Raw genomic sequence first — 14,736 nt, forward strand, 5'->3', positions numbered from 1 at the left:
ACGGTCAGCTTTCCAGCAGCAGACGCTGGGCGCGGGGCGCGAGGGTGTGTTCGAGGACCAGCGAGGCAGCGCCGATGGCCCCGACGTCGTCCCCGACCCCTGTGCCCACCACCTCGATCGGATGGATCAGCCGGACGTCGCTGTTGGCGTCCAACAGCGGCGGGATCCGTTGCAGGTAGCGCTCCGCCAGGCCGCTCCAGAACGGACCGCCAAAGACCACGCGTTCGACGTCCAAAGTGTTGGTAACCACTGAAACCGCACGGGCCACCAGGACGGCTGAGCGGTCAAGGATGGCGGCGGCACGTTCGTCACCGCCGTCTGCGAGCGCGCAGAGCCGGGAGAAGCTTTGTTGGACTTCAGCGGCGCTGTCGCCCGCCCGGGAACCGTCCAGGATGCCGGCGGCTTCCGCCTCCGCCACGAGCACCTGCGGGATGCAGGAGGATTTCACGCAGCCGCGCAGGCCGCAGTCGCAGGGGGGCCCGTCCGGATCCACGATGATGTGGCCGATTTCGCCGGCGTTGCCGGAGGTGCCGCGGACCACCTCGTCGTTCAGGACAATGCCGCAGCCGATGCCGGTGCCCATGTACATGAACACGAAGCTGCCGGCACCGCTGGGACCGCCTGCCCAGGTTTCCGCAACGGCGGCGCTGGTGACGTCCTTGTCAACGAGTACCGAGTAGCCGGTGGCCCCGGCAAGCGCCTCGCGCAGTTCCACCCTGTCCCAGCCCGGCAGCAGCGGCGGATCCACCACCGTGCCGTTGTCCAGGTCGATGGGACCAGGGGCAGCAACACCCAGGCCGGCGATCCGGTTGCGGTCCACGCCCGAGTCGGCCACCAGCTGGGCGATTTCGGCGGCGATGGTGGTGATGACGGCGGACGGATCGTTGCCGCCGGGGGTCTTGATCCGCGAATGCCGGACCACCGCGCCCACCAGGTCGAGCACCACGAAGGTGGTCACGGCCGGGTCCAGGTGCACGCCCAGGGCGTACATGCCGGCGGGATTAAGGCGGAGGATGGTGCGGGGCTTGCCGGGGCCGGTGCCTTCCTTGCCGGCTTCCACGATCAGGTTTTGGTCCAGCAGGCGGCGGGAGATATTCGAGATCGTCTGCGGGGACAGGCCAACGATTTGGGCGAGCTCCACCCGGCTCAGCCCACCGGCTGTTCTGCGGATTGCGTCAAGGATGACCGTGAGGTTGAAGTCCCCCATCCTGGGCAAGTTGGTTCCGCGTCTCGGCGAGGATTGGCGGATCTCAGACACTGTGTCCCCTAAACGTCTTCGGCTACCTGCTGATGCTTGAATCGTACGTTAAGGGTGCGTCCGCGCCCATATGTGCGCACAGCGGCGCGGCGCAGCCGCCGGAACGCCATTGGGATGGCCTGTTGGGCGGGACCTGGCGGCGGAAGGCGGGGTCAGCGGGGCCTGCGAGTGCTGCGCGTGACGGTGAACTTGGGGTTCCGGCCTTCCACCACGGTGGGGCCAACGTGCCGCTCCAGGGCGGGCAGGTAGTCGAGGTGGCGGTTGAAGACGGTCCACAGTTCCCCGCCGGGAGCAAGGACACGCCCGGCAGCCTCGATCATCTTCAGGCCGGCGCCGGCGTGGACCCCGGTCCCGATGTGGAAGGGCGGGTTAAGCAGAACGGCGTCCACGGTGCCGTCGGCGAAGGTGCTGAGGGCGTCGTCCTGCAGGACAGAGATCCGGTCCGCCAACCCGTTGGCGCGTGCAGTGGCAAGCGCCGACTGCACGGCGGCCGCGGATTGGTCGGTGGCTGTTACGGCCGAGCCCGGGAAGTGGCGGGCGTACATCGCCGCGAGGATTCCGGTGCCGCAGCCCAGGTCGACGGCGTGGCGGGCCGGCTTCATCGCGGGCAGGAATGTGAGCAGGTAGCGCGTGCCGATGTCCAGTTTAGGGCCGGCGAAGACGGCGCCGTGGGCGGCCACGTCCAGGTCCAGCCCGTCCAGGTGCTCGATGGCCGGGAAGCGCGGGGAAGAGGCAGGAACCTTCGGGCCGCTGGCCAGGAGCACCCGCGACTTCTGCCGCGCGAGCTGCGGCTGCACGGAGACAAAGAATCGTTCAAGGACTGCGTTCATGCCCAGGGACATATGCTTCACCCGGCCGCCGGCCAGCAGCCGGACGCCGGGGGCGGCGTACCGGACCACGGCGTCGGCAATCTCCTCGAGCTCGGCGAGTGTTTTGGGGAGCTGGAGCAGGACGGTGTCTGCCTCCGCCAGCAGTTCCGGTCCCAGCAGCAGCTGGGTGAATTCAGCAGGGGCGCCGGAGCCGTCCTCCGCCGCCGCTTCACGGTGAATCCGGAGTGCTTGGGCGTTGAGCCGCAGTGCCCTTTCGCCCGTGACCAGGTCCTGGTGGACGCGCAGCGGGGCCGGTGCCAGTACCGCCGCGGCGCCAAGCGTCAGCGCACCGTAGCGGTCCCCGATCACCACGGTGTTGCCCCCGGCACGGCCGAGCTGCACGGCGGTGTCCAGCAGCAGCCGGTCCGTGGCGTCCCAGGCCTGCAGGTTGGGGGCCTCGACATCGGGGCGCCTGCGCAGGACCTGGAAAATGTCTGCCAGGGTGTTTGCTGCCACCGGTGTCCTGCCGCCTTCTGTCGTTCCTGCCGGCCCCGGGGGCCCGGGGCATCACCCCCACGTTACCGGTTCCGCCGGGTGTGGCATGCCCGGCAGTGCCAGGATCGCGGCAACTGCTGCGCGTCCCGCGCGGTTGGCCCCGATGGTGGACGACGACGGGCCGTAACCCACGAGGTGTACGCGCGGCTCGGCTGCCACCCGGGTTCCTTCCATGGCAATGCCGCCGCCGGGTCCCCGGAGGTGAAGTGGCGCGAGATGTTCCAGTTCCGCCCTGAAGCCGGTGGCCCAGAGGATGGCGTCGGCCGCCAGGAAGCTGCCGTCCGCGCGGCGGACGCCATGGGGTTCGATGGCAGTGAACATCGGCTGCCGGTCCAAGGCTCCCCGGTCTTTGGCCGCCCGCAGGGCAGGGGTCCAGATCAGTCCTGTCGCGGAAACGACGCTTTGCGGCGGAAGCCCCTTGCGGACGCGCTCCTCCACCAGCGCCACGGCATCGTGTCCGGCCTTGGCATCGAATGGGGCATCGCGCCAGACAGGTTCCCGGCGGGTGAACCAGCTGGTGCTGGTGACGCGGGAGATTTCGTCCAGCAGGCCGACCGCCGAGATGCCGCCGCCCACCACGATCACGTGCTGGCCGCGGAACTCCTCCGCGGAAACATAATCGGCCACGTGCAGCTGGCGGCCCCGGAACGAGGACTGGCCAGGATAGATCGGCCAGAAGGGACGGCTCCAGGTACCGGTGGCATTGATGACCGCCCTGGCGCTCCAGTCGCCGGCGGAGGTCTCAATCCGCAGCAGCCCGGTGGGGCTATCGTCTTCCCGCCGGACAGCCTTGACCTTCACGGGGCGGTGCACGGCCAGGCCCAGTTCCTTCTCATAGGTCCCGAAGTATCGGGACAGGAACTCGGAGCTGGGTTCCGCCGGATCCACCTGCGGCTTGGCAATGCCCGGCAGGTCGCTGATTCCGTTGACCGTGGCCATGCGCAGGCTCTTCCAGCGGTGCCGCCAGGCACCACCGGGACCGTCCTCGGCGTCGAGCACGGCATAGCCCAGTCCCCGGCGCTGAAGGTGGTAAGCGGCCGACAGGCCTGCCTGCCCCGCGCCGATGACCAGCACGTCGGTTGGGTCAGGAATCACGTGCCCATGATAGCCGCGGAGGATGGGGCGGCCTTAGGGTGGGCGCATGGACACTGGAGGAACCGCACGCACCGGAACTGCAGGCACCGGGCACGCTGCCCGGTTGGAGAAGGCGTTGGCTGCGGTACTGGGAACCGAACAGATACCCCTGCGGCTGCGGGCCTGGGATGGCTCGGAAGCGGGGCCTCCGGACGCACCGGTGATGGAGTTCAGATCCAGGAGGGCCCTGCGGCGCATGCTGTGGTCGCCGGGCCAGCTGGGACTCAGCCGCGCCTATGTGGCAGGCGAGATCGATGCTCCGGGCGACATCTTCGCAGCCTTCTCGGCCCTGAGTTCGGCCGGCAAGTTCGCCGAGCCCGGTCCGTTCCGGCCGCTGTCCGCCCGTGAGCTGTGGCTACTGCTGCGGACCGCGGCCCGGCTCGGTGCCATCGGACCCAACCCCGCTCCCCCGCCCGAGGAGGCCCGGGTCGCCGGGAAGGGCAGGATGCACTCTCAGCGGCGGGACGCAGCCGCCATCTCGCACCATTACGACGTGGGCAATGACTTCTATGCGCTGGTGCTGGGGCCTTCCATGGTCTATTCCTGCGCTGTGTGGCCGGAAGCCGCAGGAGCGGGCGCCGGCCCCGGCCGCAGCGTGGAGGACGGCGGAGATCCGGCAGTGGACGACGGCCTGGACGCGGCCCAGGAGGAAAAACTGGACCTGGTCTGCCGCAAGCTGGGGCTTCAGCCCGGGATGCGCGTGCTGGACGTGGGCTGCGGCTGGGGAAGCTTCGCGCTGCACGCCGCGGGCCGGTACGGCGTCACCGTGGTGGGCGTGACGCTGTCCAGGGAGCAGGCAGCCCTCGCCCGGAAGCGTGCCGCGGACGCCGGCCTCACGGACAGGGTGGAGATCCGGGTCCAGGACTACCGGGATGTGCAGGATGGCCCGTTCGATGCCATCAGCTCGATCGGGATGTCGGAGCACGTGGGGCGGGCGCAGACCCCTGCCTATGCTGCCGCGCTCTTCGGGCTGCTCCGGCCCGGCGGGCGGCTGCTCAACCATGCCATCTCCTGGAATGCAGGCCCGACAGACCCGGACCCCGATTCATTCATCCCGCGCTATGTGTTTCCTGACGGTGAAATGATCAGCCTCGGCGAAATGGTGTCCGCCCTTGAGACCGTCCGGTTTGAGATCCTCGATGTCCAGGCCCTGCGCCGCCACTACGCCCTGACGCTGCGGGCGTGGGTCAGCCGGTTGGAGCGGAACTGGGATGAGGCCGTCCGGCTGGCCGGTCCCGGGCGGGCACGGGTCTGGCGGCTCTACATGGCTGCCAGTGCCATCGGCTTCGAAAACGGCCTTACCGGGGTCAACCAGGTCCTGGCGCGCCGGCCGGGCGGGGAGGAACCGCCGCTGCGCCGCACTGCCTGGCTGTGACGGCTCCCTGGCTGTAACGGCAGCGCCCTCCCGCCGGGACGCAACCCGGCAGGAGGGCGGCCTGGTGAACCACGGGTCAGGCGACCGGTGAAGGACCGCCGGGCTGGGTGAAGTGCTGGATCTTCTCGATCTGCACCACCTTGGGGTCCGTTTCGTCTGCCTCGTAGTCCGTGGGCCGGGTGAGGTCCTCGCCTCCCCTGACCTTCAGTGCCCTCAGCACCACCGTCAGGACGGCGGCCACCACCAGGTTCAGCGCGAACGCGGACACCGCGATGTAGACACTGAAGTCGGTCCCGGGGATGGGCGCCACGGAACCGCCGAAGTGGGCCTTCGTCACCGGGTTGACCACGTTGTAGGCCGAGACAGTGCCGAAAATGATGCCCACCGCCCAGCCGACCAGCAGGGCCCAGCGGTCGAACCACCGGGTGTACAGTCCTGCCACCACGGCCGGGAAGGTCTGCAGGATCCAGATGCCGCCCAGCAGCTGCATGTTGATGGCAGCGGACTGGTCCATCGCGATCACGAAGACCAGGGCGCCCACCTTCACCACCAGGGAGACGATCTTGGACACCTTTGCCTCCGTCCTGGCGTCGACGTCGGGCCGGATGAAGTCGCGGTAGATGTTGCGGGTGAACATGTTCGCGGCCGCGATGGACATGATGGCTGCAGGTACAAGGGCTCCGATGGCAATGGCCGCCAAGGCGATCCCGGCGAACCAGGACGGGAAGTGGTCAAGGAACAGCTGCGGCACCACCAGCTGCGGGTTGACCGACCCGTCCAGGTCGATGGGCTTGGTGCCCGCCTTGATGGCCACGAAGCCCAGCAAGGCCAGGAAGCCGAGCATCAGCGAGTACAACGGCAGGATCGCCGCATTGCGGCGGATGGTGTTCCGGGCCTTGGAGGCCAGCACCGCCGTCACCGAGTGCGGGTACATGAACAGCGCCATGGCCGATCCCAGCGCCAGCGTCCAGTACGCGGAATAGTTCGCTGCGCCGGGGATGAAGACCCCTGCCGGCTTGCCCGTGGCCTGGTTCACCGAACCCAGCTTTGACTGGGCGGCACCGAAGATGGTGTCCCAGCCGCCAAACTTGATGGGAAGGTAGATGACGGCAACGATGACGGCAAGGTAGATCAGCAAATCCTTGACGACGGCGATCATTGCCGGCGCGCGCAGCCCCGAGGTGTAGGTGTAGGCCGCGAGGACCACGAAGGCCAGGATCAGCGGCAGGTCCGTCAGCAGCACGTTGCCGGAACTTCCCAGGCCCAGGACGGTGAGCACCGCCTTAATTCCCACCAGCTGCAGGGCGATGTAGGGCATGGTGGCCACGATGCCCGTGACGGCGACGGCCAGGGAAAGCCAGCGGCTTCCATAGCGGCCGCCCACGAAGTCGGCCGAGGTGACGTACCCATGGCGGTGGGACACGGACCACAGGCGGCTCATGATGATGAAGATGATCGGGTACAGGACGATGGTGTACGGTACCGCGAAGAAGCCGCTGACCGCCCCCGTGGCCCACATCGCTGCGGGTACGGCCACGAACGTGTATGCCGTGTAAAGGTCGCCGCCCAGCAGGAACCACGTGATCCAGGTACCGAACCCGCGGCCGCCCAAGCCCCACTCATCCAGGCTGTGCAGCCCCTCCACTTCTGTGCTGCGCCGCCACTTTGCAGCCAGGAAGCCCATGACGGCAACCACCACGAAGAGCAGGACGACAATGATCAAGGCAACCCAGTTGATCTCGCGCCCGTTCATGGCCTGTCCCCTCCCACCCCGGCATCGGCGGAGGCGGCGCCACCCCGGGGTGGGCCGCCGGGACCTGCCTCGGCCCGCCGTCGCCGGTCTTCCTTCGTGACCAGCCAATAGGCCGAGCCCGTGAGGATGGCCGAAACCGGCACCCAGAGCAGCTGGTACCAATAGAAGAACGGCATACCGCCCAGCCGCGGCGCGTCAAAGGAGTAGAGCTGGGGCATCAGCGGGAAGATGATGGCGGCAGCCAGCAGGATGCCTGCACCAATGTAGGGCCCGGGCCGGGCCGGGCCGCGGATCGCGGTATCGCGCGTCAGGCGCGCGTCGCCGGGAAAAGCATCACCGTTCGGGCCGCGGCCGGAACCATGTGCATGGGACATCTGTGACCTCCTCGTCAGCCTGTCCCGCGGCCGCCGCCTTGGATGAAAGCAGTCCGGAGGCGGGACGATGTGCCCTCAATCACAGTTGTACCGCGCTTTGACCTGCGCCGGAAGGGCTTCGGTCCACTATCGGTTGCCAATGGCAACAAAAAAGGAACCATCACCGTGGTGATGGTTCCTTTTTCCTTGTACCGGTGGAGCTGAGGGGACTCGAACCCCTGACCCCCTGCATGCCATGCAGGTGCGCTACCAGCTGCGCCACAGCCCCGTACTCTTGTCTTTTCCGGTCGAATTCCCCGGAGCAACCTGACCAGAGTAATGCACTTTTCCGCTGGACGCCAATCGGGAGGTTTCCGCCCCGGAAACTGCCGGGGAAACTAAAAAGTCCGCCGGAACCTCAGTGGTTCCGGCGGACTCTCCGGTGGAGCTGAGGGGACTCGAACCCCTGACCCCCTGCATGCCATGCAGGTGCGCTACCAGCTGCGCCACAGCCCCGGATTGTTGCTGCTCTTTCCGAGCTTCCTTCGGGGTCTCCCCCGAAGCAACTCAAATATCTTAGAACAGCAATTCCGAAAATTCCAAATCGGGAATATTCACGTTCCCGGAGGGACTATTCGCCCTCGGAAACAGCGCCGGCTTTGGCCGAGGCGTCGTCGCCGAGTTCCAGGTCCACCACGGGGCAGTCCTTCCAGAGACGCTCCAGCGCGTAGAACACGCGGTCTTCCTCGTGCTGGACGTGGATGACCACGTCGGCATAGTCCAGCAGCACCCACCGGCCGCCGGAACGGCCTTCGCGGCGGACCGGACGCAGGTCCTGCTTGGCGAGTTCCTCCTCGATGCCATCCACGATGGCGTTGACCTGGCGTTCGCTGGGGGCTGACGCAATGAGGAAGACGTCGGCGAGGGCGAGGCGCTCACTGACGTCCATGGCGACGATGTCCTGGGCAATCTTGTCCGCGGCGGCCTTGGCGGCTGTGCGGGCTATGGCGATGGATGTTTCTGTTGCAGTCACGGGACTCCTTGGTTTGGTGAAGAGATGGTGGTGCCGGCCGGCAGGTGTCAGCGCGACATGCCGCTGACGATCAGGATGATGCCGGCAACGAGGGCCAGGATCCCGAACGCGAGGATGCAGAACTGGAGGATGCGGTTGCGCCTGGCCCGGGTGAGGCCGGCAGTGGCGGCATCCAGCGGATCAAGGCCGTAGGCAGACCGGGCAGGAACGCGCGGCAGGTCCTCGAACAGGTCCTCCGACGGGTTCTCCGGCTGGTTCCCGGGACGTGCCATCGGCACGGGCCGGCTGGCGGCCTTTGCTGCGGCCTCCGCACGTGCGATGACCTTGGAGCGGCCGGCGGCGGAGTCGGCAGCGGGTGCCTTGGGACGGGCCGCAGGCTTGCGCTTGCCGCCGCCGGGAGTGACCTTGGTACCGGGCCGGGTGGTGACGGGAACATGCGATGTTGCCGGCGGCTTCATGACCGGACGGTCGACGCCGGGTACCTGGACGAACTCCAGGGGCGTCACCATGGCCAGGTTGTTGGCGGTGGAGGGGCCGGCTTTTTCCCTGGCTGCGGAGTCACGCGAAGCGGAGTCCTTTGCAGCCGTTTCCCGTGCCGGTGCGGCGGGGCTGTTTGCCTGCTCGGCCAGCTTTTGCCGGGCCATAGCCCGCCGGTTCATGACAGCGGCACGCTCGGCGAGGGCAATCTGCTCCGCCAGGATTTCCGGGTCCACCGCCTCCGGATCCGTGGAGGCGATGTGCTCCATCTTGGCGATTTGGTTCCTGGCCTGCGCGGCGATGAGCGCCCGCGCTTCCAGCGCCTGCTCCACGGTCATGCCCGCGGGGGCGCTGCCGGGAGCCGGCTGCGGGACGTCAGGACCGGATGTGGCAGCAGGACCAGTGGCGCGGGTGTCCTTGGCGTTGCCGGATGTCGTGGGAGAAGCCGGAGCGGCGGGTGGGACAACCGGGTTGGCGGCGGTAAGCGCCTGTTCCTTGAGCTGCTGCAGCCGGAGCTGGCGCCGGGTGGGCGGGCCGCCGGCGGCGAGCTGGCCTTCCTTTTCCTCGAGTTCCTTGATGGCGCGAAGGGCGGCACGGTCCCGGGCCCGGATCTGTGAGGAGCGCTGGGTAGGCGTGGGGTCGGAATGAACCTGCGGCTGCGCAGGGGAAGCTTCACGGGGAGCGGAGGCAGGCGCCTGGTCCTGCGGTGCCGGCATGGGCTGCCCTCCGGCCGCCCGGTCGCCAACAGGCGGACGTTGCTCCGTGGCGGCCTGGGTTGCCTGTTGGGCGTCCCTGGCTTTCCGGAGTTCCCGGCGGCTGCGGATGGGGGGCTGTTCCTGACTCATTGTGAACTCATTCAGTACTGGCTGGTTCGCGTGCTTCGGACGTTGGGTTATCCGCGGGTGCGGCAGCGTCGGCGTACAGGCCATACTTGGCGATGTATTGGACTACCCCGTCCGGGACCAGGTACCAGACCGGGTGGTTGGCAGCCACGCGGGCACGGCAGTCGGTGGACGAGATGGCCATGGCGGGAACTTCGAGGAGGCTCACGTCGTCGCGGCCCATGCCGTCAAGGACGTGCCCCGGCCGGGTGACCCCCACGAAGTGGGCCAGTGACCACAGTTCGTCAATGTCCTTCCAGGACAGGATCTGTGCCAGCGCGTCGGCGCCGGTGATGAAGAAGAGGTCGGCATCGGGACGCTGGGCCCGGAGGTCGCGCAGGGTGTCGATGGTGTAGGTGGGACCGGGACGGTCCACGTCGACGCGGCTGACGGTGAAGCGCGGATTGGAGGCCGTGGCAATAACGGTCATCAGGTAGCGGTGTTCAGGCTCGCTGACCTGTTTATGGGACTTTTGCCATGGCTGCCCGGTGGGGACGAAAACTACCTCGTCAAGGTCGAACTCCGCCGCGACTTCGCTGGCCGCGACCAGGTGGCCGTGGTGGATGGGATCGAATGTCCCGCCCATCACGCCCAGCCGCAGCCTCCCCCGGGCACCATTGCGGTGCAGTGTGTGGGAAATGTTAGTGGCCCTGCCCGCGATCGTGCTTGTTGGGGTGCTGGCGGTGCGGATCCGCGTGCTCCTCCGTGGCGGTGTGCCGGTTGCCCAGGTTGGTGTAGGACAAGGTGATGAACATCAGCACCACGAAGATGGCGAACATGGACACGCCGAAGACCCAGGGCGCGGCCCACAGCGGAGCAAGCTCCTCGTGGCCTTCTTCACCTGCGGCGGCGACGGACATGGCGATCTGCTGGAGCAGCATTTTCTCCCCTATTCAAGGATTTACGGGCAGCGGAACCTTCCACTGCTTTCCGGGTTCTGGTCTATGTTACCGCGTCGCTACGCGCGGACCTGGCCTTCGCCCTGGACGATCCATTTCGTGGTGGTGAGCTCGGTCAGGCCCATGGGGCCGCGGGCATGCAGCTTCTGCGTCGAGATGCCAACTTCGGCACCCAGGCCCAGCTCCCCGCCGTCGGTAAACCGCGTGGAAGCGTTGACGATGACCGCTGCGGAATCCACCTCGGCAATGAACCGCTCCGCATTGGCGAGGCTGTTCGTGAGGATGGCTTCCGTGTGTCCGGTGGACCAGGTGCGGATGTGCTGCACGGCCTCGTCCAGGCTGTCCACCATGGCAACGGCCAGGTCCAGGTCCATGTACTCGGTGGCCCAGTCGGTGTCCGTTGCCGGCTGGGCGTCTATTCCGGCGGGCAGCGCGGCACTGATGCGGGCGTCAACATGGAGGCGGACACCGGCGTCGCGCAGTGCGGTGGCGACGGCGGGCAGCACCGTCGAGCCCGAGTGGACCAGCAGCGTCTCGACGGTGTTGCAGACGCTGGGCCGCTGGGTCTTGGCGTTGAGCAGGATCTCGACGGCCATGTCCTCATCGGCGGATTCGTCGAGGAAGATGTGCACGTTCCCCTCCCCCGTCTCGATCACGGGGACGGCGGAGTTGGTGACGACGGTCTGGATCAGGTCACGGCCGCCGCGCGGAATCAGCACATCCACCCGGCCGCGGGCCTTCATCAGGACATTGGCGCCGGCACGGCCATACTGGTCGACCGTCTGCACCGCGTCGGCGGGAAGGCCGACGGACTCGAGGGCCTCGCGAAGGATCCGAACCAGGACCTGGTTGGTGGCTTCGGCAGCGCTGCCGCCGCGGAGGATGACGGCGTTGCCGCTCTTGAGCGCCAGTCCGGCAATGTCCACCGTGACGTTGGGCCGGGCCTCGTAGATGGCTGCCACCACACCCATGGGGACGTTCACCTGGCGCAGGCGCAACCCGTTGGGAAGCGTCTGGCCGCGCACCACGTTGCCGACGGGGTCGGGCAGGTTCGCCAGGTTTTCCAGGGCGCCCACCAATGCGGCAACCCGTGCGTCGGTGAGGGTGAGGCGGTCCAGGAGTGCCGCGGAGGTGCCGTTGTCCTTGCCGCGCTGCAGGTCCATGGCGTTGGCAGCAAGGATGGCGGGCACGTTTTCCTGCAGCGCCGCGCCCACAGCCCGGAGGGCGCGGTCTTTCCAGGCGCGGTTGGCCGTGGCCATGCGGCGGGCGGCGTGCCGGGCCCGGTCGGCGATGGCATGGACTGCGGCTTCCACCTCTGCGGCGGACAGTTCCGAACCCGAAACAGGAGCACCAGCCGACGCCGGTTCTGCTGATCCGCCCGGCTGCGCCTGGGCAGCAGTGGTTCCGGAATGTTCGGCAGAGTGGATCAGGGCTTCAGTCATGGTCCAAGTTTAGGCGAGCCCGCGGCTCAGACCAGCACCAGGTCATCAACATGAACAACTTCGCGGTCGTAGCCGGTACCCATTTCCTCGGCCAGCTCGCGCGTGGACCGGCCGAGCATCCGCGGCAGTTCCTCCGACGAGTAGTTCACCAGTCCGCGGGCAATGACCGTGCCGTCGGCACCGGCCAGCTCCACGGCGTCGCCCGCTTCGAAATCACCCCGCACCGCGGAGATGCCGGCGGGCAGCAGAGAGGTCCGGTGGTGCCGGACGGCGCGTACTGCCCCGTCGTCCAGGACCAGGCGCCCCTGCACCGAGGCGACATGAGCCAGCCAGAGCAGGCGGACCGGCTTCCGGGAGCCGTTGACGGAGAACCAGGTCCCCACATCCTCGCCGTTCAGCGCAGCCGCAGCGTTGGGGGTGGACGTCACCAGGGCGTGGATTCCGGAACCTGCCGCCATGGTGGCAGCCTCCACTTTGGTCATCATTCCGCCGGTGCCCACGCCGGCCTTGCCGGCCTTGCCAATGGAGACGCCTTCGAGGTCGTGCGCCCCGGTAACCAGGGGGATGCGCCTGGCACCCTGGGCGGGCGGACCGTCGTAGAGGGAGTCGACGTCGGAGAGCAGCACGAGTGCGTCGGCCCGGACCAGGTGCGCCACCAGGGCGGCGAGCCGGTCGTTGTCGCCGAAGCGGATCTCGTGCGTGGCCACGGTGTCGTTTTCGTTGACCACGGGGACGACACCCAGGTTGAGCAGGCGGTCCATGGCGCGCAGGGCATTGGTGTGCTGGCTGCGGCGCATCAGGTCCTCGGCCGTGAGCAGGACCTGGCTGACGGTGACGCCGTGCGCGGCGAAGGCCTGGGTGTACCGGGCCATCAGGAGTCCCTGGCCCACACTCGCGGCTGCCTGCTGGGTGGCCAGGTCCCGGGGACGCTTGGCCAGGCCCAGGGGCGCGAGACCGGCGGCGATGGCGCCGGAGGAAACCAGGATGATTTCGGCACCTGCGTTGCGTTTGGCCGCCAGCGCATCCGCCAGGGCGGTCAGAGACTCCTCCGAGATGCCGCCCTTGATGCTGGTCAGCGAGGAGGATCCCACCTTAACGACGATCCGGCGGGCTCCTGCCAGCGCACTTCTGTCCGCGGTGCGCGCAGCCGGCTCCGCGGTCATGCCCCTAGAGGTCATCGTCCGCTTCCAGTCCGCTCTCCTTGACCGGCTTGGCAGCGCGGCGCCCGCTGACGGATTCGGTCCAGATTCCGGCTTTCCGTTCCGCCTCAAGCTCGGCGCGGGCGGCTGCCTTGGCATCCCGCCGCTCCTGCTGCTCTTCGCGCTTCTGGCTGCGCGTGGGCCGGTCGCCGATATCGGCGAACCGCACATCGGTGCCGCGCGGGGAGGCAAGAAGCTCGGCGCCGGCCATCATGGTGGGCTCCCAGTCGAAGACGACGCCGTCTTCGCCGCCGATAACCACAGTGTCGCCGGGCTTGGCGCCCTGCTTGAAGAGTTCGGTTTCCACGCCGAGCTTGGCGAGGCGGTCGGCCAGGTAGCCGATGGCTTCCTCGTTGGTGAAGTCCGTCTGCTTGACCCAGCGCTCGGGCTTTTCGCCCAGGACGCGGAAGAGCGGTTCCAGGTTCTTCTCTTCGCGGCGGATCTTGAACCCGGCCTCGTTGACGGCGCGGGGGCGCAGCACGGTGGGCTGGACCTTGGGCGGGGCGGCGGCAATGGCGTCGCGGGCCGCCTTGACGATCTCTGCCATGGCGAAGCCCAGCTGGCGCAGGCCCTCATGGCTGGTGGCCGACACCTCGAAGACGCGGTAGCCGCGGGATTCGAGTTCCGGCCGGACGAATTCGGCCATGTCCTTGCCGTCAGGCAGGTCCACCTTGTTGAGCGCTACCAGCCGGGGCCGGTGGTTCAGCGGAACCACCTCGCCGTCCTGGCCCGCGTAGCTCATGTCCACCGCATACTTCTCCAGCTCGCCTTCGATGATGGCGAGGTCCGAGAGGGGGTCACGCTCGGATTCGAGGGTGCCGCAGTCCAGCACGTGGACCAGGGCGGCGCAGCGCTCCACGTGGCGCAGGAAGTGGTGGCCCAGGCCGCGTCCCTCGCTGGCCCCTTCGATCAGTCCGGGAACGTCAGCGATGGTGAACCGGACGTCGCCGGCCTGCACCACACCGAGGTTCGGCACCAGGGTGGTGAACGGGTAGTCGGCGATCTTGGGACGGGCAGCGGACATGGCGGCGATGAGGCTGGATTTGCCGGCGGAGGGGAACCCCACGAGGGCGATGTCAGCGATGGACTTCAGTTCCAGGACGATGTCGCGGGACTCGCCTTCGAGGCCCAGCAGCGCGAATCCGGGGGCGCGGCGCTTCTGCGAAGAGAGCGCGGCGTTACCCAGTCCGCCCAGGCCGCCGGCTGCGGCAATGTACTCGGTGCCTTCTCCCACCAGGTCGGCCAGGACTTCGCCGTCCTTGGTCTTGACGACGGTGCCGTCCGGAACGGGCAGGACCAGGGTCTCGCCGTTCTTGCCGCCGCGCCAGTCGCCCATGCCGGGCCCGCCGTTGCTGGCGTGGCGGTGCGGTGCGTGGTGGTAGTCGAGGAGCGTGGTGGTCTGGTGGTCCACGCGGAGGATCACGTCGCCGCCGTTGCCGCCGTTGCCGCCGTCGGGACCGCCGAGGGGCTTGAACTTCTCACGGTGGACGGAGACGCATCCGTGGCCGCCGGTACCGCCGGATACATGCAGTACTACCCGGTCTACAAAGCTGGCCACGTGGATCTCC

General features: G+C 68.1%; 13 protein-coding genes and 2 tRNA genes. 1 reads left to right on the plus strand and 14 read right to left on the minus strand.

What is annotated here, in order from left to right:
- Window positions 1-4: 4 nt before the first annotated feature.
- From PUN71_RS05805 to PUN71_RS05815, 3 genes are all read right to left on the minus strand, one after another.
- The gene (locus tag PUN71_RS05805) at window positions 5-1,207 is read right to left on the minus strand and encodes an ROK family transcriptional regulator (RefSeq protein ID WP_277797665.1); all 1,203 of its coding nucleotides are present in this window, start codon (window positions 1,205-1,207) and stop codon (window positions 5-7) included.
- A gap of 203 nt (window positions 1,208-1,410) precedes the next feature.
- Window positions 1,411-2,583 carry a class I SAM-dependent methyltransferase gene (locus PUN71_RS05810; RefSeq protein WP_277797666.1) on the minus strand — a complete coding sequence of 391 codons (1,173 nt, stop codon included), beginning with the start codon at window positions 2,581-2,583 and terminating at the stop codon, window positions 1,411-1,413.
- Window positions 2,584-2,634: 51 nt separating this feature from the next.
- A complete protein-coding gene (locus PUN71_RS05815; protein ID WP_277797667.1) occupies window positions 2,635-3,717 on the minus strand; it encodes an FAD-dependent oxidoreductase in 1,083 nt (360 codons plus the stop codon).
- Window positions 3,718-3,763: 46 nt separating this feature from the next.
- On the opposite strand from PUN71_RS05815, the gene PUN71_RS05820 reads away from it, so the two are divergent.
- On the plus strand, window positions 3,764-5,131 hold the full coding sequence (locus PUN71_RS05820) for a class I SAM-dependent methyltransferase (protein ID WP_277797668.1): 1,368 nt from the start codon (window positions 3,764-3,766) through the stop codon (window positions 5,129-5,131).
- A gap of 76 nt (window positions 5,132-5,207) precedes the next feature.
- Here the strand turns inward: PUN71_RS05820 and mctP are convergent, their stop codons facing one another.
- The 11 genes from mctP to obgE form a co-directional block, all read right to left on the minus strand.
- On the minus strand, window positions 5,208-6,884 hold the full coding sequence (mctP, locus tag PUN71_RS05825) for a monocarboxylate uptake permease MctP (RefSeq protein ID WP_277797669.1): 1,677 nt from the start codon (window positions 6,882-6,884) through the stop codon (window positions 5,208-5,210).
- Window positions 6,881-7,258, minus strand: coding sequence for a DUF3311 domain-containing protein (locus PUN71_RS05830; protein WP_277797670.1), 378 nt, complete (start codon window positions 7,256-7,258; stop codon window positions 6,881-6,883). The genes mctP and PUN71_RS05830 overlap by 4 nt, the downstream gene beginning before the upstream one ends.
- A gap of 195 nt (window positions 7,259-7,453) precedes the next feature.
- A tRNA-Ala gene (locus tag PUN71_RS05835) sits at window positions 7,454-7,526 on the minus strand.
- A 154-nt stretch (window positions 7,527-7,680) separates the two neighbouring features.
- Window positions 7,681-7,753, minus strand: a tRNA-Ala gene (locus PUN71_RS05840).
- Between the two features lie 115 nt (window positions 7,754-7,868).
- Window positions 7,869-8,270 carry a ribosome silencing factor gene (gene rsfS / locus PUN71_RS05845; protein ID WP_043451027.1) on the minus strand — a complete coding sequence of 134 codons (402 nt, stop codon included), beginning with the start codon at window positions 8,268-8,270 and terminating at the stop codon, window positions 7,869-7,871.
- A gap of 47 nt (window positions 8,271-8,317) precedes the next feature.
- Window positions 8,318-9,592: a hypothetical protein gene (locus PUN71_RS05850; protein ID WP_277797671.1), complete on the minus strand. Its 1,275-nt coding sequence runs from the start codon at window positions 9,590-9,592 to the stop codon at window positions 8,318-8,320.
- Window positions 9,593-9,599: 7 nt separating this feature from the next.
- Complete coding sequence (gene nadD, locus PUN71_RS05855) at window positions 9,600-10,268, minus strand: nicotinate-nucleotide adenylyltransferase (RefSeq protein WP_156133846.1); 669 nt, start codon at window positions 10,266-10,268, stop codon at window positions 9,600-9,602.
- A gap of 1 nt (window position 10,269) precedes the next feature.
- Complete coding sequence (locus PUN71_RS05860) at window positions 10,270-10,509, minus strand: hypothetical protein (RefSeq protein WP_043451021.1); 240 nt, start codon at window positions 10,507-10,509, stop codon at window positions 10,270-10,272.
- Window positions 10,510-10,586: 77 nt separating this feature from the next.
- Window positions 10,587-11,969 (minus strand): glutamate-5-semialdehyde dehydrogenase, encoded by a 1,383-nt coding sequence (locus tag PUN71_RS05865; protein WP_277797672.1) that lies wholly within the window; start codon window positions 11,967-11,969, stop codon window positions 10,587-10,589.
- A 26-nt stretch (window positions 11,970-11,995) separates the two neighbouring features.
- The gene (gene proB / locus PUN71_RS05870; RefSeq protein WP_043451018.1) at window positions 11,996-13,147 is read right to left on the minus strand and encodes a glutamate 5-kinase; all 1,152 of its coding nucleotides are present in this window, start codon (window positions 13,145-13,147) and stop codon (window positions 11,996-11,998) included.
- Window positions 13,137-14,726, minus strand: coding sequence for a GTPase ObgE (obgE, locus tag PUN71_RS05875; RefSeq protein WP_043451016.1), 1,590 nt, complete (start codon window positions 14,724-14,726; stop codon window positions 13,137-13,139). The genes proB and obgE overlap by 11 nt, the downstream gene beginning before the upstream one ends.
- Window positions 14,727-14,736 lie beyond the last annotated feature (10 nt).

It is taken from the genome of Arthrobacter sp. NQ7 (assembly GCF_029581595.2).
GTDB lineage: Bacteria > Actinomycetota > Actinomycetes > Actinomycetales > Micrococcaceae > Arthrobacter > Arthrobacter phenanthrenivorans_B.

Excerpts from the sequence above, each read along its gene's own strand:
- proB (WP_043451018.1), bottom strand. The coding sequence starts at position 13,147 with ATGACCTCTAGGGGCATGACCGCGGAGCCGGCTGCGCGCACCGCGGAC.
- PUN71_RS05830 (WP_277797670.1), bottom strand. The coding sequence starts at position 7,258 with ATGTCCCATGCACATGGTTCCGGCCGCGGCCCGAACGGTGATGCTTTT.
- PUN71_RS05860 (WP_043451021.1), bottom strand. The coding sequence starts at position 10,509 with ATGCTGCTCCAGCAGATCGCCATGTCCGTCGCCGCCGCAGGTGAAGAA.
- PUN71_RS05865 (WP_277797672.1), bottom strand. The coding sequence starts at position 11,969 with ATGACTGAAGCCCTGATCCACTCTGCCGAACATTCCGGAACCACTGCT.
- PUN71_RS05820 (WP_277797668.1), top strand. The coding sequence starts at position 3,764 with ATGGACACTGGAGGAACCGCACGCACCGGAACTGCAGGCACCGGGCAC.
- mctP (WP_277797669.1), bottom strand. The coding sequence starts at position 6,884 with ATGAACGGGCGCGAGATCAACTGGGTTGCCTTGATCATTGTCGTCCTG.
- PUN71_RS05805 (WP_277797665.1), bottom strand. The coding sequence starts at position 1,207 with ATGGGGGACTTCAACCTCACGGTCATCCTTGACGCAATCCGCAGAACA.
- PUN71_RS05850 (WP_277797671.1), bottom strand. The coding sequence starts at position 9,592 with ATGAGTCAGGAACAGCCCCCCATCCGCAGCCGCCGGGAACTCCGGAAA.